Origin of the sequence: Rhizobium skierniewicense (genome assembly GCF_014196515.1) — a bacterium.
Classification (GTDB): Bacteria; Pseudomonadota; Alphaproteobacteria; order Rhizobiales; family Rhizobiaceae; genus Agrobacterium; species Agrobacterium skierniewicense.
In genome coordinates, this window is sequence record NZ_JACIDV010000007.1 from 138,173 (window position 1) to 157,504 (window position 19,332).

Annotated in this window: 18 protein-coding genes and 2 pseudogenes; 11 read left to right on the forward strand and 9 right to left on the reverse strand. The window is 58.1% G+C overall.

Annotated features, from left to right (window positions below; translation table 11 throughout):
• A complete protein-coding gene (cyoA, locus tag GGQ73_RS12935; protein WP_183896693.1) occupies positions 1 to 1,089 on the reverse strand; it encodes a ubiquinol oxidase subunit II in 1,089 nt (362 codons plus the stop codon).
• A gap of 320 nt (positions 1,090 to 1,409) precedes the next feature.
• Here cyoA and GGQ73_RS12940 point away from each other — a divergent pair, with 320 nt between their 5' ends.
• Positions 1,410 to 2,738, forward strand: coding sequence for an MFS transporter (locus GGQ73_RS12940; protein WP_210290114.1), 1,329 nt, complete (start codon positions 1,410 to 1,412; stop codon positions 2,736 to 2,738).
• Between the two features lie 79 nt (positions 2,739 to 2,817).
• On the opposite strand, the gene GGQ73_RS12945 is transcribed toward GGQ73_RS12940, so the two are convergent.
• A complete protein-coding gene (locus tag GGQ73_RS12945; RefSeq protein WP_183896694.1) occupies positions 2,818 to 3,381 on the reverse strand; it encodes a TadE/TadG family type IV pilus assembly protein in 564 nt (187 codons plus the stop codon).
• Positions 3,382 to 3,409: 28 nt separating this feature from the next.
• Positions 3,410 to 3,973: a TadE/TadG family type IV pilus assembly protein gene (locus GGQ73_RS12950; RefSeq protein WP_174151942.1), complete on the reverse strand. Its 564-nt coding sequence runs from the start codon at positions 3,971 to 3,973 to the stop codon at positions 3,410 to 3,412.
• 304 nt (positions 3,974 to 4,277) lie between these two features.
• On the opposite strand from GGQ73_RS12950, the gene GGQ73_RS12955 reads away from it, so the two are divergent.
• Positions 4,278 to 5,039, forward strand: coding sequence for a FadR/GntR family transcriptional regulator (locus GGQ73_RS12955; protein ID WP_234910961.1), 762 nt, complete (start codon positions 4,278 to 4,280; stop codon positions 5,037 to 5,039).
• Positions 5,040 to 5,111: 72 nt separating this feature from the next.
• Positions 5,112 to 5,642: pseudogene (locus tag GGQ73_RS12960) on the forward strand (amidohydrolase family protein); the annotation flags it as partial.
• Between the two features lie 59 nt (positions 5,643 to 5,701).
• Here GGQ73_RS12960 and fabI read toward each other — a convergent pair.
• From fabI to fabA, 3 genes are all read right to left on the reverse strand, one after another.
• Entirely contained in the window at positions 5,702 to 6,508 is an 807-nt protein-coding gene (gene fabI / locus GGQ73_RS12965; protein WP_183896697.1) for an enoyl-ACP reductase FabI, read from the reverse strand.
• Between the two features lie 6 nt (positions 6,509 to 6,514).
• Positions 6,515 to 7,738: a beta-ketoacyl-ACP synthase I gene (gene fabB, locus GGQ73_RS12970; RefSeq protein WP_183896698.1), complete on the reverse strand. Its 1,224-nt coding sequence runs from the start codon at positions 7,736 to 7,738 to the stop codon at positions 6,515 to 6,517.
• 82 nt (positions 7,739 to 7,820) lie between these two features.
• Positions 7,821 to 8,336 carry a 3-hydroxyacyl-[acyl-carrier-protein] dehydratase FabA gene (gene fabA, locus GGQ73_RS12975; protein WP_174151834.1) on the reverse strand — a complete coding sequence of 172 codons (516 nt, stop codon included), beginning with the start codon at positions 8,334 to 8,336 and terminating at the stop codon, positions 7,821 to 7,823.
• Between the two features lie 302 nt (positions 8,337 to 8,638).
• Here fabA and irrA point away from each other — a divergent pair, with 302 nt between their 5' ends.
• Positions 8,639 to 9,058 (forward strand): iron response transcriptional regulator IrrA, encoded by a 420-nt coding sequence (gene irrA, locus GGQ73_RS12980; protein WP_045230087.1) that lies wholly within the window; start codon positions 8,639 to 8,641, stop codon positions 9,056 to 9,058.
• 44 nt (positions 9,059 to 9,102) lie between these two features.
• Here the strand turns inward: irrA and GGQ73_RS12985 are convergent, their stop codons facing one another.
• A complete protein-coding gene (locus GGQ73_RS12985; RefSeq protein WP_183896699.1) occupies positions 9,103 to 10,152 on the reverse strand; it encodes a Fe(3+) ABC transporter substrate-binding protein in 1,050 nt (349 codons plus the stop codon).
• Positions 10,153 to 10,326: 174 nt separating this feature from the next.
• On the opposite strand from GGQ73_RS12985, the gene rirA reads away from it, so the two are divergent.
• The 7 genes from rirA (at position 10,327) to GGQ73_RS13020 (ending at position 16,549) form a co-directional block, all read left to right on the forward strand.
• Positions 10,327 to 10,815, forward strand: coding sequence for an iron-responsive transcriptional regulator RirA (rirA, locus tag GGQ73_RS12990; RefSeq protein ID WP_183896700.1), 489 nt, complete (start codon positions 10,327 to 10,329; stop codon positions 10,813 to 10,815).
• Positions 10,816 to 10,978: 163 nt separating this feature from the next.
• Positions 10,979 to 12,016, forward strand: coding sequence for an AbrB family transcriptional regulator (locus tag GGQ73_RS12995; RefSeq protein WP_412762978.1), 1,038 nt, complete (start codon positions 10,979 to 10,981; stop codon positions 12,014 to 12,016).
• A 165-nt stretch (positions 12,017 to 12,181) separates the two neighbouring features.
• Positions 12,182 to 13,093 (forward strand): glycine betaine ABC transporter substrate-binding protein OsmF, encoded by a 912-nt coding sequence (gene osmF, locus GGQ73_RS13000; RefSeq protein ID WP_183896701.1) that lies wholly within the window; start codon positions 12,182 to 12,184, stop codon positions 13,091 to 13,093.
• A 9-nt stretch (positions 13,094 to 13,102) separates the two neighbouring features.
• A complete protein-coding gene (locus tag GGQ73_RS13005; RefSeq protein WP_183896702.1) occupies positions 13,103 to 14,284 on the forward strand; it encodes an ABC transporter permease in 1,182 nt (393 codons plus the stop codon).
• Positions 14,281 to 15,219, forward strand: coding sequence for an ABC transporter ATP-binding protein (locus tag GGQ73_RS13010; protein ID WP_183896703.1), 939 nt, complete (start codon positions 14,281 to 14,283; stop codon positions 15,217 to 15,219). Before GGQ73_RS13005 ends, GGQ73_RS13010 begins: the two co-directional genes overlap by 4 nt.
• A complete protein-coding gene (locus tag GGQ73_RS13015) occupies positions 15,216 to 15,956 on the forward strand; it encodes an ABC transporter permease (RefSeq protein WP_183896704.1) in 741 nt (246 codons plus the stop codon). Before GGQ73_RS13010 ends, GGQ73_RS13015 begins: the two co-directional genes overlap by 4 nt.
• Before the next feature lie 110 nt (positions 15,957 to 16,066).
• A complete protein-coding gene (locus GGQ73_RS13020) occupies positions 16,067 to 16,549 on the forward strand; it encodes a gluconokinase (RefSeq protein ID WP_183896810.1) in 483 nt (160 codons plus the stop codon).
• A 180-nt stretch (positions 16,550 to 16,729) separates the two neighbouring features.
• On the opposite strand, the pseudogene GGQ73_RS13025 reads toward GGQ73_RS13020, so the two are convergent.
• Both GGQ73_RS13025 and GGQ73_RS13030 read right to left on the reverse strand, forming a co-directional pair.
• Positions 16,730 to 17,878: pseudogene (locus GGQ73_RS13025) on the reverse strand (NAD(P)/FAD-dependent oxidoreductase); the annotation flags it as partial.
• A 1-nt stretch (position 17,879) separates the two neighbouring features.
• Positions 17,880 to 19,241 carry a glutamine synthetase family protein gene (locus GGQ73_RS13030; RefSeq protein ID WP_077102165.1) on the reverse strand — a complete coding sequence of 454 codons (1,362 nt, stop codon included), beginning with the start codon at positions 19,239 to 19,241 and terminating at the stop codon, positions 17,880 to 17,882.
• Positions 19,242 to 19,332: the final 91 nt, after the last annotated feature.

A 19,332-nucleotide genomic window follows, 5' to 3' on the forward strand; every position in this document is an offset into this window, starting at 1 on the left:
TCAGCCTGCGGTTTTGGGTGCAGACGGCAGTTCGGCCTTGGCATCGGGCAGAGCCGTGGACTGGAATGTCTGGCCCTGAATTGCGGCCGGCAGCGATTGCGAGCCCGATGCAACGCCATAAGGCGAAAGCGGGGTGCAGACCACGGAGTTCAGCGCCTTGGCCACATCGATGCCCTCCTTGCCGCCGCCGCCATTCGCATCGATATGCATCATGTCGCGCACGCAAAGCTTGTTCGGCTCCACACAGCGGTTGAGGATCGCGTCGAAAAGCTCAGGGTCGACATTGGCGAAATACTGCACGGGTTCGCGCTCGCTTGGCTTTGCAAGCTCGAGATATTCCATGCGACCGAAGCCCTTGCCGCCATCCTTGACCTTGGCAACCCATTGATCGAAGCCTTCCTGGCTCAGACCATGGAACTTGAAGCGCATGTGAGAGAAGCCTGGGCCGGAGAAGTTGGCCGAGAAACCATCATAAACGCCTTCCTTATTGATGACGGCATGAAGCTTCGTCTGCATGCCGCCCATCGAATAGATCTGGCCAGCCAGCGCAGGGACGTAGAACGAGTTCATCGCTGTCGTGCCGGTAATCTTGAAATTGATCGGCACATCGACGGGCGCCGCGAATTCATTGACGCTGCCAATGCCCAGTTCCGGGTAGAAGAAGACCCACTTCCAGTCCATGGAAACAACCTCGACCGTGATCGGTTTCGTCTCGGCTGTTACCGGACGGTCGGCGTCGATACGGTCTAGGGGACGGTATGGATCGAGACGGTGCGTCGCGATCCATGTGACTGTTCCCAGCATCAGGATGATGGCAACCGGAGCAGACCAGATGACCATTTCAAGACGGGTGGAGTGATGCCATTCGGGATCATAATCCTCCGCCTTGGCGGATGCACGGTACTTCCACGCGAAGAAGAGCGTGAGGGCCAGCACCGGAACGATGATCAGAAGCATCAGGACCGTGGACGTGATGATAAGATCGCGCTGCTGGATAGCGATGTCGCCGGCGGGGTTCATGACGACGAGATCACAACCGCTGAGCAGGAGCACGGAGGACAGGGCCGCAAGGGCAGAGGATGTTTTCATAAGGGTGCGCACGTTTTGGGACTCGTACTGTTTTTCATATTGCTTGATGCGTATAATTGCCAAACCTCATAAAGGACATGAGGTAGTTTGTCGCGGTGCAACATGACATTTTCACTGCGGTCTTCGCAGCATGCGGAAAATTGGGACTGAAGAGCGGAAAGTCCCGCATTATCTCATAGGATAGCGTGTCCGCAAGCCCTTCCGGACATTCTTCAATTGACGGCCTCAAACCCCTGTGTGACAATCCGCCGCATAACATCGACGAAAGAGGAGCGTCGTTCGTTATGGTCATGGCTAGCCCATACGCAGGAGGGAATTTTATGAGTTATATCGACACGGCCTCGTCCTACTCACAAAACAACGGAACGAATGGCCAGCCAGGGGCGCCTGTCGCCGTGGACCCGGATCGCATTACGATTGCGGTCATCCTGGCCAGAATGACGGAGTTCTTCGATTTCTTCGTCTATGCCATCGCCTCCGCCCTCGTTTTCCCTCACGTCTTTTTCTCGTTCGTCGATCCCCTCACCGCCACCCTTTACTCCTTTGCAGTGTTTTCGCTGGCCTTCATTGCCCGCCCCATCGGCTCTCTCCTGTTTTTACAAATCGACCGCAAATTCGGACGAGGCGTCAAGCTGTCGGCAGCGCTGTTTACGCTCTGTGGGTCCACCATGGCGATCAGCTTCCTGCCATCCTACGCGGAAGCAGGCATAATCGCGCCGGTCCTGCTGGCAGTGTTCCGTATCGGCCAGGGCATTGGACTTGGCGGGGCGTGGGATGGCCTTGTCTCCCTTCTGGCGATGAATGCGCCTGAAAAGCAGCGTGGCTGGTACGCCATGATGCCACAGCTGGGAGCGGCCATGGGCTTTGGTCTTGCGAGCGCCTTCTTCATCATCTTCACCACCCAGCTTTCCAACCCGGAATTCCTGGCGTGGGGCTGGCGTTTCCCGTTCTTCGTTGCTCTGGCGCTCAACGTTCTGGCACTGTTTGCACGCTTGCGCATGATCGTCACGCCGGAGTTCCAGTCCATGTTGCAACAGCATGAACTGGAGCCCAAGCCCATGTTTGAGATGCTGCGCAATCAGTCACGGGTCGTCCTGACGGGTGCATTCGTGCCCCTGGCGAGCTTTGCGCTCTTCCACCTCGTCACCGTGTTTCCGCTCAGCTGGGTGTCTCTCAACACAAACCAGCGCGTCTCCGACTTCCTGTTCGTGCAATTCGTCAGCGCCATCATCGCAGGTGGCATGATTGTCGTCTCCGGCGTTCTGTCCGACAAGATCGGTCGTCGCAAATTGCTCGGCATCGCTGCCGCGCTGATTGCGATCTTCAGCTTCGTCGCGCCCGTTCTTCTGGCGTCGGGCGATATTGGGCGCTACCTCTTCGTGCTGATCGGCTTTGCCTTGCTCGGCCTGTCCTTCGGCCAATCAGGCGGCGCGCTGGCCTCGCGCTTCAGCCGTGAATATCGCTATACGGGCGCATCGCTCACCTCAGATATTTCATGGTTGATCGGCGCTGGCTTTGCACCTCTGGTCGCGCTCGGCTTCTCATCGAAGTTTGGGCTCTTCGCGGTCGGTATCTATCTTTTGTCCGGTGCGCTGTGCACCATCGTGGCGCTCTATTTCAGCCGCGTGCTGGACATGCCGTCGGAATAACCTTTGAACACAAACAAGACGGAAAAGCCGCGGGAAAGATGCCCCGCGGCTTTTTATTGCCCACGCCCAAATATCTGTTTCAACAATCGCTGCAGGTAATCGGATCCTGCTCGCGCTTTGCGAAGTAATAATCCCGACCGATCGTAATCTGCCGCATGCTTGGGGCTGCGTCCGACAGGAACATCAAAAGCGTGTGGGGAATCGTCAACTCCGCATGGACGAGAAACGCGTTCGGCTGTCTCAGATTGTCGGGAAGGTTGACGACGGAATTTGCGGGGTACGGGGGCTGATTGCTCTGGCTCCAGGACCAGTTGATCCTGGCGACCCTGTTGGCATCCACCTGAATTCCACTGATCTTCAAATCGAGCCCAGCCGTGGCGTAGGGTACGAAAATTGCCGAGGCGACGTCGGGCATGGTCTTCAGGTATGCTTTGTTGACGCTCACCTGCTGCGACACGAGGTCGGCGATCGTACCGGCTGCATGCGTTGCCCGCTTATAGACGCTGAAGCCGATCGTCAGTTCGAAGGCCGTTATGTAAAGCGCCAGCAGGACCGGGAAGATGATCGCAAACTCCACCGCGCCGACGCCCTGACGATCCTGCCGCAGTCGCCTGAACGTCCGGCCAATGACTCGCAATGCCATTTTTCTTTTCCTCACCATCCGGCCGCGCTCACTGGTATGCTTCATTGCGGAACGCATCTGTTGCGACAATCAGGAAATGCGATGGCATGGACCCATCCTTCGGGCGGATATTGGTCAGGAAGGGCCGCACGATATCGGCCACCACCTGCCAGCGGTAATAAACGCGCAGCATGTTGATGGTGCTCGGCCCCCCCGGTGCGAACCGGAACGCGGAAACATCGAGATCGAAAAACTGGCCGTTCGGCGTCAAGGGGACGGTTTTGGGAATGTCGGCAAAAGTGTTGAAGCTGCGAAGATCGATGTATAGCTTTTCCGGTTTCTTGATCTCGTCTGCAGAGCAGGTGATCAGGATCGACACTTCGGCGCAAAACAGCTTTCTGAAATCCTCCTGACTGATGGAGCTGGAAATCTGTCCCGTTCTCAACTGACGCGCCAACCGGTCCGTTGCATTCGTGACCAGTTGTTCGCCTATCATCGCCAGAAAAGTCTCGATGATGGCAAAGACCAGCAGAAAATAGGGAACGGCCAGAATGGCGAACTCTATGGCCGCAGAACCTTTGCGTGAACGCGCAAATCGTCTGGCCAACAACATTTTCGGAGACAATGCCTGCATCGCGCTTTTTCAATCTTCATGACGGGAAAGCATGTCTGCCCGAGAGCTTTATGCCCATGAAGTGTATGGCGGCTTCGTTTACATTTTGTTGCGGGAAAACCTTGCATTTCCAATATTGTATGGTTTTTGAGCGCAATCCACGGCTTCGGAGATCATATCAGTGATTTGGGAAATAATATAAATATTGCCAAGACCGATCAATTACGGGATATTTGGCCAATAGAAAGTTTGACCGGAGGCAATGCCAGCGTGTGATGTCTCCCCTATTGCCTCGGAGAAAAGATTGGCCAGCCTCAGTGAACCCGTCGATGGCGGCGCGAAAGAAAAGCCTCAAAACGGTCGCACCGGCGGATCGCTGGTCAGCCAAACCGCAAACGCGTTGCGCCAGACTATTCTGTCCGGCCAGTACAAGCCGGGAGACAAGCTGCCCAGTGAAGCTGGCCTGACGGAGCTTTATAAAGTCAGCCGAACGGTCGTGCGGGAGGCCGTTGCCGCGCTCAGAGCAGACAGACTGGTCGAGGCACGTCACGGTGCGGGCATTTTCGTTCTGGAACTTCCCACCCAGCAGCCACAGCCGTTTCAGGATGTCGATCATGATCGGATCTCCTCCATCATCGAACTTCTGGAATTACGGGCAGCCGTCGAAACCGAAGCCGCCGAACTTGCGGCGGTGCGCAGATCGCCTGCACAGGAGGAGGCAATCATCCGCTGTCTATCCTCTGTGCAGGCTTGCATCGATGCAGGCGTCCCCACCGCAGAGGCGGATTTCAAGCTTCATCTGGCCATTGCTGACGCCACCAACAATCCGCGCTTTCGCGAGTTTCTGGAGGTGATGGGTCAGAATGTCATTCCAAGAGCAGCGTTGCGTGCCTCCCAATCCGAGAAGACGGCAGCCCCTTATTTGCAACAGCTCCAAAATGAGCATAACGCCATCGTGCACGCTATTTCGGACGGGGATTCAACGGTTGCCCGCGAGGCCATGCGTCAGCATCTGAAGGGCAGCCAGCAGCGTTATCGCGCCATGCTCCGCCAGGGCGACCGATAGTCTGCGCCCTCGTCAGCAGACCCACACTGAAAGGTTTTGCATGGCGATCGTCAGAACATGTGATGGCGAAAAGTCGGCGCCCGCATCATGGATTTGCCCGGTGGCGCGGTCGATCTCACCCATCTGGAAGAGGTCGACAGCATCGCGCAGGAGCTGGGCTGGTGCGTGGCCGTGCAATTCGATGGCTCTCATATTCTCGACCATGAAGAACGTCTGGGTGCGATCAAGAGCCGCTGGATTTTCGATCATCACGGCAAGTTCTTTGCCGGGGTCACGCCCGATAGCCCGCAGATATCGGCGCTGAAGCGCCTGATCGACAAGGGCAATTGCTGGTTCAAATTTGCCGGATGCTATGAATCCAGCCGTTCGGGCGGTCCTGACTTCGAGGATATCGCAGCCGTTGCCCGCATCATCGCGGCCTATGCGCCGGATCGGATCATTTGGGGCACCAATTGGCCCCATAACAATGCCAGGACGACGGAAGAGTACCCCAATGATGCGGATTTGCTGGATACGGTTCTGTCATGGCTTCCGTCGCAAGAGGCCCGCAAAAAAGCGCTGGTCACAAACCCGGAAGATCTGTTCGGTTTCGAGCCGGTGTAATTCAAATGCAAAAAGCCTGGCATGACCGGGCTTTTCAATCGTCACTTCACGAACAGGCGTTATTCGCTGTCGGCGTTGTAGAGCACTTCAAGCGTCGGGATAGACGTGATGTTGAAGCCACCATCGACATAGTGACATTCTCCCGTCACGCCACGGGACATGTTCGACAGAAGATAGAGCGCCGAGCCGCCGATGTCTTCGATGTCGGGCGTACGGCGCATCGGCGCGTTCTTCTGGTTCCACGAGAAGATGGCGCGGGCATCCGAGATGCCGGCACCAGCCAATGTGCGCACGGGGCCTGCGGAGATGGCGTTGACGCGAATGCCCTTTGGACCGTAATCGGCAGCAAGGTAACGTACGGACGCCTCGAGAGCGGCCTTGGCGACACCCATGACATTGTAATTGGGGATGACACGCTGCGACCCGTTATAGGTCAAGGTCAGCATGGAGCCGCCATCGGTCATCAACGCGGCCGCACGCTTGGCGATTTCGGTAAACGAGAAGCAGGAAATGACCATGGTCCGCGTGAAATTTTCACGCGTGGTGTTGGCGTAAAGCCCCTTCAACTCGTTCTTGTCGGAAAAGCCGATGGCGTGAACGACGAAATCCAGCGAACCCCAGCGCTCGCGCACCGCATCGAACAGGGCATCCACGGAGGCCAGATCTTCCACGTCGCAGGGGACGATGAAATCGGAGCTGACTTCCGCCGCAAGCGGCTTGACGCGTTTGCCCAGCGCTTCGCCCTGATAGGTAAAGGCAAGTTCCGCACCCTGGGCGGCCAACGCCTTGGCGATGCCCCAGGCGATGGAGTGGTTGTTCGCGACACCCATGATGAGGCCGCGTTTTCCCTGCATGATGCCATTCATAGGCACTTATCCGTTGTAGCGCTGGAAGACCAGCGTGGCATTGGTGCCGCCAAAGCCGAAGGAGTTCGACAGGACCGTATCGATCTTGGCATCATCGATGCGTTCGCGAACGATGGGCACCCCTTCGAATTCGGGATCGAGCGTTTCGATATGGGCGCTTTTGCCGATGAAGCGTTCCTGCATCATCAACAGACCGTAGATAGACTCCTGGACGCCTGCGGCACCCAGCGAGTGACCCGTCAGCGACTTGGTCGACTGCACATGCGGGATTTTAGAGCCGAACACTTCACGGATTGCGCCGATTTCCTTGCTGTCGCCGACAGGTGTGGATGTGCCGTGGGTGTTGATGTAGTCGACTTCACCCTTAACGGTTGCCAGCGCCTGACGCATGCAACGAATGGCGCCTTCGCCCGATGGCGCAACCATGTCGTAACCATCCGATGTTGCGCCGTAGCCGACGATCTCGGCATAAATCTTGGCGCCGCGCGCCTTGGCATGTTCCAGTTCTTCGAGAACCAGAACGCCAGCACCGCCAGCAATGACGAAGCCGTCACGGTTGGCGTCGTAGGCGCGGGACGCGGTGGATGGATTGTCGTTGAACTTGGACGACATCGCGCCCATGGCATCGAACAGGTTCGACATCGACCAGTCCAGATCTTCGTGGCCACCGGCAAACATCACGTCCTGCTTGCCCCACTGGATCATTTCGGCGGCATTGCCGATGCAATGTGCCGAGGTCGAGCAGGCCGACGAGATGGAATAGTTGACGCCGTGGATCTTGAACCAGGTCGCCAGCGTGGCGGATGCCGTGGACGACATGGCCTTCGGCACGGCGAACGGGCCGATGCGCTTGGGGCTTTTGTTCTTCAGCGTGATGTCGGCAGCCTCAACGATGGTCCGGGTCGAAGGACCGCCAGAACCCATGATGATGCCAGTGCGTTCATTGCCGCTGATGACGCTCTCTTCCAGACCGGAATCGGCAATCGCCTGCTTCATGGCAACATGGTTCCACGCGCCGCCCTGGGACAGGAAGCGCATCGCGCGACGGTCAACCAGATCAGTGGGGTCGAGAGACGGCTTGCCCCAGACCTGGCATTTGAAGCCATGCTCGGCAAAATCCGGCGAGAATGAAATTCCCGACTTTGCATCTCTCAGGGACGCCGTGACCTCTGCAGCGTCGCTGCCGATCGATGAAACAATACCGAGGCCGGTGACTACAACTCTTCTCATGAAGTTGACCTTTTCTGTGTTTGCCGCGCGAGGGGTTCAGGTGCGACGTGGCATTGGCCACCCCTCACCGAACGATCAGGGGTCAGGCGGTCTTTTCCTTGGACAGACCGACACGCAGGTCCGACGCTTGATAAATGGTTTCGCCATCGGCTTTCAGCCAGCCATCGGCCGTACCGAGAACAAGGCGACCGCGCATGACGCGCTTGAAATCGATGCCGTATTGCAAAAGCTTGGTTTCAGGGCGCACCATGCCTTTGAACTTCACCTCGCCGGTAGACAGCGCCATGCCACGCCCCTCTTCGCCCAGCCAGCCGAGGAAAAAGCCGGTCAGCTGCCACATGCCATCGAGACCGAGGCAGCCGGGCATGATGGGGTTGCCCTGGAAGTGGCAGGGGAAATACCAGTCATCCGGCGACACGTCGTATTCGGCACGGATAAAACCCTTGTCGTGGGCACCACCGGTTTCGGAGATTTCCGTGATACGATGAACCATGAGCATAGGAGGCAGAGGAAGCTGTGCATTGCCGGGGCCAAACAGTTCGCCACGTCCACAAGACAGAATTTCCTCGTAATTGTAGCTCGATTGCCTCGTTGTCATGTCGTATCCAATTCCCCGTTTACACGCTTTGAAAGACTTCTGTAGAGCAAGTTAGGTTCAAAATGAAGCGCCACAAGGGCAACTTACATGTCTAGTTGCTCATGCTTTTGGCCGAAGCCTGCCTTAACATGGCGCCCGCATACAGGAAGCGTAAGGCCTGAACCAGAGGAAATTTGTAAAAATCCCCGCTTTACAGCCGATCGCGGCGCAGCATTCTACCGGAATCTATTGAAAGCCGGACGCGTAAAAGTTATATGCTTGTTAGATTGGGTTTAATCCACCGGTTTTGAGGCCGTGTTTTTATGACATTCGACGCTACATTGGATATCGGAACGAGATTGCGCCGCTTTGGCCTGCGACCCACACGTCAGCGTGTGGCTCTGGGCGATCTGCTCTTCGCCAAGGGTGACCGCCACTTGACTGTCGAGGAGTTGCACGACGAGGCCGTCAATGCCGGCGTGCCGATTTCGCTCGCCACCGTCTACAACACCCTGCATCAATTCACAGAAGCTGGCATCATCCGCGTTCTCGCCGTCGAGGGCGCCAAGACCTACTTCGATACGAATGTCTCGGATCATCACCACTTCTTCGTCGAAGGTGAGAACGAGGTTCTCGATATTCCCGTCAACAATCTGGAGATCGGCAATCTGCCGGAACCGCCAGAGGGCATGGAAATCGCTCATGTTGACGTGGTGATCCGCCTTCGCCGCAAGCGCGGCTGAGGCCTTCCTTTTACAGGACAAAGCCTTCAAGCGTCACGGACCGATCAGTTGGACGGGCCGTCATTGAAGCCGACTTCATCCACCAGTTCAGACGCCTGCTTGCGGTGCGCAGCAATTTCGGTCAATGACAGGCTATCCGGCTTGATCGGTCCAAAATTCTTGACAACGTCGGATGGTTGCGCGCCCGGCAGGACAGGATATTCGAAGACCTGCTTGGCATAGATTTCCTGGGCTTTGCCGGAGGCCAGAAATTCCATCAGCTTCAAGGCATTGTCCCTGTTGGGCGCATATTTCGTCATCGCAACGCCCGAGATGTTGACGTGTGTGCCGCGATCCTGCGCATTCGGGAAGATGACGCGCACCGCATTGCCCCAGACCTTTTCCTCAGGTTCCTGGTCATTGGTCAGCATCAGCCCAACATAATAGGTGTTGCCCAATGCGATATCGCATTCACCCGAATAGATGGATTTCGCCTGGCTGCGGTCGGTGCCATCGGGCTTGCGGGCCAGATTGTTCTTCAAGCCCGTCAGCCATGTACGCGTATAATCCAGGCCGTGATGGGCGATCATGGATGCAAACAGCGCGATATTGTAGGAGTGCTGGCCATCACGAATGCAGATCTTGCCTTTCCACTTCGGATCGGCAAGCTCCTCATAGGTGATATCCTTCTGGCTGACGCGGTCTTTCGAGGCGTAGACGACGCGGCCTCGCGTGGTCAGGCCGAACCATTCGCCTTCCGGGTCGCGAAGATTGGCGGGAATATCCTTTTCGATCACCGGATCGTTCAGGACCGGTTGTGTCACCTTGCCTTCCTTGGCCTCCACAAGGCGGGCAATATCTACCGTGAGCAGAATGTCGGCGGGTGAATTCACGCCTTCTGCCTGGATGCGCTCGACCAGACCCTTGTCCAGAAACAGCACATTGGCCTCGATGCCGGTCTCCTTGGTGAAGGCGTCCAGCAGCGGCTGAATGAGTTCGGGCTGGCGATAGGAGTAGACGTTGACTTCGCCACCTGCGACAGCTGTGGACATTCCGCAACCGATAACCGATGTCGTGGCTGCAATTGCACAAAATATCGACTTCACGCTTGCCATGGGGCACGCCTCCGGTAGATTGGATTCTTGAGTTGTTTGTTCATGAATCACAGCAGGCGGTCAACAGGACAATTGAAGGATCGGAAATCTCCCGGAGAATTTTTTATTTCTGGAATTGTTCTAAAGTAAAATAACGACTATATGACTCCACATTACTGGAGTCAGGAGATCAGCATGCGTTTGACCAAACAGACCAACTATGCCGTCCGCATGTTGATGTATTGCGCCGCCAATGACGGCAACCTCAGCCGCATCCCGGAAATCGCCAAGGCTTACGGTGTCTCCGAACTGTTCCTCTTCAAGATTTTGCAGCCGCTCAACAAGGCCGGCCTGGTTGAGACCGTGCGCGGTCGCAATGGCGGCGTCAAGCTTGGCAAGCCCGCCGAAAAGATCAGCCTGTTCGATGTCGTCAAGGTGACGGAAGACAGCTTTGCCATGGCGGAATGCTTCGAAGACGGTGCCGTGGAATGCCCGCTGGTGGATAGCTGCGGTCTGAACTCTGCGCTGCGCAAGGCGCTCAACGCTTTCTTCGACGTCCTGACACAATATTCCATCGACGATCTCGTCAAGGCCCGTCCGCAGATCAGTTTCCTGCTCGGCCTCGAAGACACCATGGCCAAGCGCCGTCCGCCTCGCGTCGTGGCGGCTGCTCCGGCAGCCTGAGCCTGAAGCGTCCCTGTCGAGATTTTTCAGCCCGCGGACATCGTTCGCGGGTTTTCTGTTTTTAAGACACATGCGGTTGACGGTTGCGCCTCAAAAGGCACAGTTGCATCTCGGTAGCCTCACCGTCCGATTCTTTCCCGCCAATTCCCATCCCGTAAGCATGATGACCAAGCCAGACCTCCAAAGCTTTCTCCTCACGGCCTTCGTCGGCAGCATCGGTGCTCTCATCGCGTCTCTGATCGGACTGCCCGCGCCGTTTCTCTGCGGCCCGGCGCTTGCCGTCACGCTGGCGGGATTGTCGGGGCTGCGACTTTCGGTGCCCCAGATGCTGCGCAATGCCACCTTCGTCGTCGTTGGCATTTCCATGGGAACGAGCGTAACGCCGGAGGTCATCGATGCCGCCAAAACCTGGCCGCTGAGCTTCGTCGCGGTGCTGGCAACCGTCGTTCTTCTGCTCTACGTCGCCTATTGGATCTTGCACTTCGGCTTTGGTTATGACCGCACCACAGCCATGCTGGGCGCATCACCGGGCCATCTCAGCTACATCATCAGCCTGACGGCAGAAACAAAAAGCGATCTGGCGACCGTCAGCGTCATCCAGAGCGTGCGCGTTCTGGCCCTCACTCTCGCCGTGCCGGTCATTGTCGAATATCTCGATCTGATCAGCATCGAACCTTTGATCCTGGCGCCGCCGATGCCACCGATGGTGCTGGCTTTGACAGTTCTGGCGTCACTGGCTGTCGGGTGGGTTTTCATGCGCTGGCGCTTTCCCGCAGCCCTGCTGCTCGGTGGCGTCGCCGTCTCCATCGGCATTCACATCACCGGACTGACGAGCGGTGGCGTGCCGGGTTGGCTGAGCCAGCCGACCTATATCATTTTGGGCAGCCTGATTGGCACGCGGTTTACCCGCTCTTCGCTTCGGGACATGAAAATGGCCTTCGTGGCGGGCGGCGTCGTGACCGTGGCTGTGATGTTGCTGGCCTGTCTTGCCGCCGTTGCGGTCTCCAAAATGACGGGCGTTCCGCTCAATGCGGTGATGATTGCCTTCGCGCCGGGCGGTCTCGAAACAATGGCCGCCATGGCGGTCATGATGCACGCCGACACGGCCTATGTCGGTGCCCATCACGTTCTGCGCCTGCTGTTTCTCTCCGTTCTCATGCCGCTCGTCATGGGCAAGGACGCGCGCAGAAAATCGGACTGAGACGACGCCTAAGGATCCTGCATTAGGCAATACGTATAAATCGCCATCGCGCATGCAACCTTTCGATCTCTTTTTCGTTACCGCCACTTGAATTGGAGACCGTCGCAATCGCATTGCGCAGAGACGATTTCCGGGAATTCCCCCGTATCCTGTTGGAGATGCTTGATGAAGCGTTTGATGAAACTCACCGGCGCAGGATTTGCGCTCGCACTTTATGCATCCATCGCACAGGCGCAGGTCGTCGTTTCATCCAAGATCGATACGGAAGGTTCCGTCCTCGGCAACATCATCATGACTGTGCTGAGCAAGAACGACATCGAAACCACAGACCGCATTCAGCTTGGTGCTACCCCCGTTGTGCGCAAGGCGATTACGGCTGGCGAAATCGACATCTATCCCGAGTACACGGGCAATGCCGCCTACTTCTTCGAAAAGGCAAACGATCCTCTCTGGAAAGATGCGGCAAAGGCCTACGAGGAAGCCAAGACGCTGGACTTCAACGCCAACAAGATCGTCTGGCTGACGCCGTCTCCCGCCAACAACACCTGGGGCATTGCCGTTCGCAAGGATGTGGCCGAAAAGAACAATCTGAAGACACTCAGCGACTTCGGCAAATATATCGCCGGTGGTGGTCAGGTCGTGCTCGCTGCCTCCTCCGAGTTCGTAAACTCTGCCGCGGCCCTTCCCGCATTCCAGAAGACCTACGGCTTCACGCTGAAGGCGGATCAACTGATCACGCTTGCCGGTGGGGATACCTCCGCGACGATTGCGGCGGCTGCCAACCAGACCAACAATGTCAACGCAGCCATGGTCTACGGAACCGATGGCGGCATCGCACCATCCGGTCTCGTCGTTCTGGAGGACGACAAGAACGTACAGCCCGTTTACCAGCCAGCGCCGGTCGTGCGCGAAGAGGTTTTGAAAAAGCACCCTGAAATCGAAACCCTGTTGAAGCCGGTGTTCGAAAAGCTCGATCTGACCACACTTCAGGAGTTGAACGGCCGTGTGCAGGTGGGTGGTGAGCAGGCGAAGACGGTTGCCCTGGACTTCCTGACGAAAAACGGCTTCGTAAAATAAGGGGCGGCCTTGCAACGCGCCTCGCACTGGCCCTTCCCATACTATGATAAGGTCGGAGCGCTGATCGCTGCGCTCCTCGCCTATGCTCTCTTTGCTCTTCCATTCGCAACCTTTCGGGCCAACCGTATCGTTCCGGGGGACGTTCGCAGCGTTTTGGACGCCCTTCCCCGGACATGGGCCTACGCGCTCTACGCACTGATCGGCATCACGGTCTGCTGTGCGTTTTTTCGGAACGATGCACGGCTGCGGCTTGGTCTGGCATTGGTGGGTCTTGCCGCTCTGGCGCTGGCCATCGGTAGCGCTGCATCCCATCTGACGCCCGTCGATAACAGCTATGCGCGGGTATCGCCCGCCAGCGGTTTCTGGTTGCTGGCATCGGGCCTGATCCTGATGGCGACGGATGCAATCGCGCGGCTCAATCCTCGCCCCGCATTACGGATCGTGCTGCTCTTCCTAGCGCTAGGTGTGGTCGCAGCCACACTCATATCCGGGCAATGGGACGCCCTGTCGGTCATGAAGGAATATGAAAACCGGCGGGACATCTTCTGGACTGAGGCCGGGCGTCACATCCAGCTTGCCATCGGCTCACTCTTTGCGGCGACACTTGTCGGTATTCCCCTGGGCGTCCTCTGCTATAAGGTCGATCGTCTGCGCGCGGGCGTGTTGAACAGTCTCAACATCGTACAGACCATTCCCTCCATCGCACTGTTTGGTCTTCTGATCGCCCCTTTGGGCTGGGTCGCCGCGAATATTCCCGGTGCGTCCGAAATCGGCATTCGCGGCATCGGCATGGCGCCCGCATTCGTGGCGTTGCTTTTATACTCGCTGCTGCCCGTCGTTTCCAACACGGTCGTGGGGCTGAAGGGCGTCTCGAATGCTGTGCGGGAAGCTGCACGCGGTCTTGGCATGACAGCGACGCAACGGCTCTTCAAAATCGACTTTCCGCTAGCCCTGCCCATCATACTCACCGGTATTCGCATCGTTCTCGTCCAGAACATCGGGCTTGCGACGATAGCAGCGCTGATCGGCGGCGGCGGATTTGGCGTCTTTGTGTTTCAAGGCATCGGGCAGACGGCCATGGATCTGGTTTTGCTCGGCACCATTCCGACCGTCATTCTGGGCTTTACCGCAGCCATCCTTCTCAACGCCATCATCGAGAGCAATCTCTTCAACAGGGGAAGCAGGGCATGATCGAGGTCGACCATCTGACCAAACACTATGACGGCACGACGGTGGTGGACGATGTGTCGCTGACGATCGATGCCCGCAGTATCACCGTCATTGTCGGCACATCCGGCTCCGGCAAGACAACGCTCTTGCGCATGATCAACCGACTGGTCGAACCCTCCTCCGGCGTCATTCGCATCGACGGAGAGAATATCCTCAATTTGCCCGGACACACGCTGCGCCGCCGCATCGGCTACGCCATCCAGGGACACGGGCTGTTTCCGCACCGGACCGTGGCGCAAAACATTGCCACCGTGCCGGAACTGCTGGTCTGGGACCGCGCCCGGATAAACGCGAAGGTCAGCGAGTTGCTCGATCTCTTTCAGCTCGACCCCGCTCAATACGCCGACCGCTTTCCGGCGGCCCTGTCGGGCGGGCAGCAACAGCGCGTAGGCGTTGCCCGCGCCCTTGCGGCAGAGCCGAACATTCTTTTGATGGATGAACCCTTCGGCGCGCTTGACCCGATCATCCGGGCCAAGGCGCAGGACGATCTTCTCGCCATTCAGAAAAAGCTTGGTGTTACGATTGTCCTGGTCACGCACGATATGGACGAGGCCTTTCATCTGGCCGACCGCATCGCCGTCATGGATAGAGGCAAAATCGTTCAATATGGCCAGCCCGCCGAGCTGGTGCTGAGACCCGCAACGGAGTTCGTGCGCACAATGATCGGCGAGCGTGAGCGGCCACTCCGGTTGCTGTCCGTCGCGACCGTGGGCGATATCGTCGAACCCGGCCAGTCCGATGGAGAGCCGCTTCTGGCGGGGACCAGTCAGCGTGATGCCCTGTCCGCCATGCTGTGGACCGGGTGCGAAACGCTGCCCGTCATGGGCGCCGATGGCACCGTGACAGGCCGGATCCGCCGCGAGGTGCTGCTACAGAACGCGGCCGGTTCCGCATGAAGATCCGGCTGGGGCCTCTTCTGCTGACAGGTCTTGTCCTCGTGCTCGCGGCCTTTCTGGTGCGGCCCGAGATGTTCGAGCCTGTGTTTCGGCCCCTCGTGCAGCCCAATGCACCGGCCATCTATATTCAGGCCAATCTTCTATCGCTGACCCTGTCCCACTTAAAGACGGTCGCGATTGCGACGGGCACCGCCGTGCTGATCGCCGGAACGCTCGCCATTCTCGTCACGCGGCCCTTCGGTCGGGAGTTTCTGCCGCTCTCACGCAGCATCGTCAGTATCGGCCAGACCTTTCCGCCGGTTGCCGTGCTGGCGCTGGCCGTGCCGATCATGGGGTTTGGTGAAAAGCCCACACTGATTGCGCTTTTTCTCTATGCCCTCCTGCCCATCTTCGAAAACACGGTGACGGGCCTGACCACACTTCCCAACACGATCCTGGAAGCAGCGCGTGGCATCGGCATGACCGGTGCGCAGCGGCTGTGGCGGGTGGAACTGCCGCTTGCGCTTCCAGCGATCCTTGCAGGTGTCAGGCTTTCCGCCGTCATCAGCCTGTCAACGGCGACCATCGGCTCGACAGTGGCGGCAAAGACGCTGGGTGAGGTCATCATCGCGGGGCTGCAATCCAACAACCTCGCCTTCATCTTGCAGGGCGGCATGATCGTGGCAGCTCTTGCCGTGCTCATCCATAGCCTACTATCCATGCTGGAAGCCAGGGCCGCGCGACGCGCAGGCTTCTGATCGTGACGGTATAGACGTGGAAAATGTTTCCCCTGCGCACGCAAATACAGTAGGCGAGTACGATATTTTTGAAGACGCAGGAGATCATCGTGAAACAGGCAATCATCGTCATGGGCGTCAGCGGCTGTGGTAAATCCACCGTGGGCGAAGAACTGGCCGAGCGGTTGGCTATTCCCTTCATGGAGGGCGACAAGCTCCACCCTGCCTCCAATGTCGAGAAAATGGCGGCTGGAACACCACTGACCGATGAGGATCGTTGGCCCTGGCTCGATCTTGTGGGTGCGGAGCTGCACAAGGGCTTCGAGGCAGGCGGTGTCGTCATCTCCTGCTCGGCACTCAAGAAGATCTACCGCGACCGCCTGCGCGATGCCTGCGGTGGACCGTTGGCTTTCATTTATTTGGACGGAAGCGAAGCGCTCCTGACCGAGCGCATGGGTGCGCGCACCGGCCACTTCATGCCCCTTTCGCTGCTCAAGACTCAGCTCGCCACGCTGGAAGTGCCGACCGGCGAACCCGGCGTCGTTACGGTCAGCATCGACGCCACGCCAGACGAGATTACCGAGAACGCCCTGAAGGGTCTATCCGCTCTCTAGAACGTTTCCATTTAACAAGGAAACGCTCTAAACACCCAACCTGTCGCGAAGGCCGTACCACCATGCGCCGAGCATGGTGAGCGGCACGCGGAACGTCTTGCCGCCCGGGAACGGGTAGTTCGGTAGCGATGACCAGACGTCAAAGCGTTGGGCGTGACCCGCGACCACCTCGCCCAATATCCTGCCCAGCAACTGCGTCGTGGTCACACCATGGCCGCTATCGCCATGGGAGAAGTAGACGTTCGGCGACAGACGCCCGATATGTGGGATGCGCGTCAATGTGAGCGCGAAGTTGCCGCTCCAGGCAAAGTCGATCTTGGTGTTTTGCAATTGCGGGAACGTTTTGAGCATGTTCGGACGGATGACGCTGGTCAGGTCAGCGGGATCTGTGCCGCCGTACCCGATTCCGCCGCCATAGAGCAGGCGATTGTCGGAGGTCCGGCGATAATAATCGAGGATGTAATTGGCATCCTCGACGCAGTAATTGGCAGGGAGCAGCTCCTCGATCAGCGCCGCATCCAAGGGTTCCGTCGCCATCACCTGGCTTGAAACAGGCATCATCCGCTCGCCGATTTCCGGCAACAACCCGCCGAGATAGGCATTGCCACACACCAGCACATATTTCGCCGCGACCTTGCCGTGCGCGGTGCGTACGACGGGGTTTGTTCCCTGCTCCACAGCGATGACGCGCGAGTTTTCGAAGATGCGACCACCCAGACGCTCAATGGCGTCTGCTTCGCCGAGGACATAGTTCAACGGGTGAATATGTCCGCCGAAACGGTCGATCATGCCACCCGCATAACGATCCGATTTCACGTATGTCCCAACCTCGGCTTCGGAGACCATTTCCAGCCCGGTATGGCCGTGCTTTTCCCAATTGGCCTTGTTGGCGGCCATTTCTGTCATCTGCTTGGGCGTGAACGCCGCAAAGAACCCGCCATCGACCAGGTCGCAATCGATCCCGTATTTCGCCACCCGCTCGCGGATGATCTGCCCGCCCTCGAGCGACATCGCTCCAAGTTCGGCTGCCTTTTGGGCGCCATAACGGCGAGCAATCGTGTGGAGGTCGCGGCTGTAGCCATTGACGATCTGGCCGCCGTTTCGCCCGGATGCGCCAAAACCGACCCGCTCTCCCTCCAGCACGATGACGGAAAAACCCTTTTGCGCCAGCTCCAGCGCTGCCGAAAGCCCGGTGAACCCTGCGCCGATGATACAGATATCGGCATCCTGGTCGCCCTGAAGGGCGGTGCGGACCGTCTTGGTGTTGGCCGATGCCGCATACCATGATGTGGTGTGGCCGGGATTGGGAGCGCTTGTTACTTCAACCATTTTACACCGTCCTGATATAGGCGTCGTATTCGACGTCGGTCACGCGCAGAGAAAATTCGGATAATTCCTGCTGTTTGCAGGCGGAATAGAGCGTGCGGTATTTCTGCCCGAACGTCGCATAGGCAAAACTGGAGCGCGTAAAACGCTGTAGCGCATAATCCCAGTTCGTCGGCAGCGGCTCGTGGTTGACGGCATGGCTGTCGCCGGAGATCGCGCCCCCTGGCTGACGCTTTTCCTTCATGCCGGCCAGCGCCGCACTCAGGATCATCGCCAGCACCAGATAGGGATTGGTATCGGCGCCCGCCACACGGTGTTCGATACGGGTCGCAGGCTTGCTGGCGACGATCACGCGCACGGCGGCAGAACGGTTGTCGATACCCCAGGACGCATAGGTCGGCGCGTGTTCACTGGGGCGCAAGCGGCGGTAGGAGTTTGCATGCGGCGCAAACACCGCCATGCTCTCCCCCATGTTCTCTAGAAGGCCGCCGACAGAGTGCATCAGCGCTTCGGATGGGCCGTTTTCGCCCGCATAGATATTATTGCCATCCCTGTCGAGCATGGAGAAGTGAACATGCATGCCGTTGCCTGCCTGCATGCCATAGGGCTTGGCCATGAAGGTGGCGTCGAGCTCGTGCTTGCGTGCCACACCCTTGACGATGCGCTTGAGGAAGACGGCATCATCAGCCGCCCGCAAGGCATCCGGTACGTGGTTGAGGTTGATTTCGTACTGTCCCGGACCGTTTTCGCGCAGCGTCGTATCGGCACCGACATTCTGGGCGCGGCACGCCGTCGAGATGTCATGGAAGACGCCTTCGAAATCCTGCAATTCGGAAATGGACAGAACCTGCGTCTGGCCGGTATGCCAGCGACCTTCGCGGCTGCGCGGCGGGCGCACGGGGTCAAGCGCCGAGCGGACAGGGTCGATCAGATAAAATTCAAGCTCGGTGGCGACAACCGGCGTCAGGCCGCGCCTGGTGAATCCCGCCAGCACCTGCGCCAGCACATTGCGCGGATCGCCGTAGAAACCGTTGCCATCAGGATCCTTCATGGCGAGCAGTACCTGCGCCGTGGGTCGCCCCAGCCATGTGACACGAGAGAGCGTTTCAGGAACCGCAAAGCACAGCCCGTCAGGATCACCGGTGCCCTCGGCAAGGCCTGCGGCATTCACGTCGCGGCCCCAGATATCCAGCGCGTAGACGGAGCGCGGCACGGCCATGCCTTTTTCCAGCACGTCGATGGCCCGTTCGCGCGGTATCCACTTGCCGCGCGGCACGCCGTTTACATCGATGACAAAGGCTTCGAGAATTTCGATATCGGGGTTTTCTTCGAAAAATCTTTTTGCGTAATCAATATCGACCATCATTCACCAGCAGGTTGTTTCATTTTCGGTTCGCGGCAGAGTCGCTAACGGAAAACATCCACAAGCTGATAAAGTAGATATCGCGCCGTCATGA